General features: G+C 35.1%; 1 protein-coding gene. It reads left to right on the top strand.

The window, feature by feature from the left end:
* Nucleotides 1-121: 121 nt before the first annotated feature.
* Nucleotides 122-364 (top strand): hypothetical protein, encoded by a 243-nt coding sequence (locus IHO13_RS05525; protein WP_225538638.1) that lies wholly within the window; start codon nt 122-124, stop codon nt 362-364.
* Nucleotides 365-852: the final 488 nt, after the last annotated feature.

Raw genomic sequence — 852 nt, 5'->3', positions numbered from 1 at the left:
CACTACTATAAGTCCTTATTTTACCTCTCTTGGATTATTATGGAAAGAGCTATAAATGTGCACAAGATAGTATTGTTGAACTGCGCAAATCATAAATAATCAAAAAATAAAAACTCCAGAGTTGAGAGTTTGTATATTACAGATCGGGGAGAGTTCGGTAAAATTTGAAAAAGGTGAAGGAGAGAAAAGAAACCATGCAGATATCTCAGGTAGTATTGAAACGTCTTTTGTTACTAGAGCAGAAAAGATCAGTATTTGTTTACATTGTAGCGAGGAAGATAGTAATAAAATAAAAGTGGAGTTTGCTGATGATGAAAGTAAAGCAAGGTTCGACGAGTTAGAAAATGAGGAGAAAAAAGTTTAGGACCAAACTGTTTTTTAGGAGGAAAAGTTGCTTCAGAAGTTATAGGTAAGAGTTTCGAGAGGAATAGTAATATATCTACAAACTAGGTTATTAAGCAACCGGATATTCTGTATACTTCCGTGCAAGTTTCTCAGCTATCACAAAAGGAAGTAAGAATAGCTTCAAGGGATCAAAATTTAATATACTTTCAGAATAAGGTCGTAAAAATTTAATGTATCTATTCAGGGGAGTGGTAAATATTAAAGCAAAAGTGATGTCATATAAGTAGTTGACACGCAACTGTACGAACGTTGTGATTTAAGCCTATCACGAGGATATCATCCAAGTAGCGGGCACTGGTTCCTTTACAATGGTGTCCCCTTCTTATGTCATTCCAATGCTTACTTTTCCTGTCATCCCAGTGCCCCCTTTCTTGTCATCCAAGTAGGCTGATATTGGGATCCATGATGTTGCTTTATCAATAAATATTTAAGAAATTTGCCAAATGA

It is taken from the genome of Wolbachia endosymbiont of Mansonella perstans (assembly GCF_020278605.1).
GTDB lineage: Bacteria > Pseudomonadota > Alphaproteobacteria > Rickettsiales > Anaplasmataceae > Wolbachia.
Note: the sequence above shows the minus strand (reverse complement) of the source record. Positions and strands in the feature narration are given on the sequence as shown.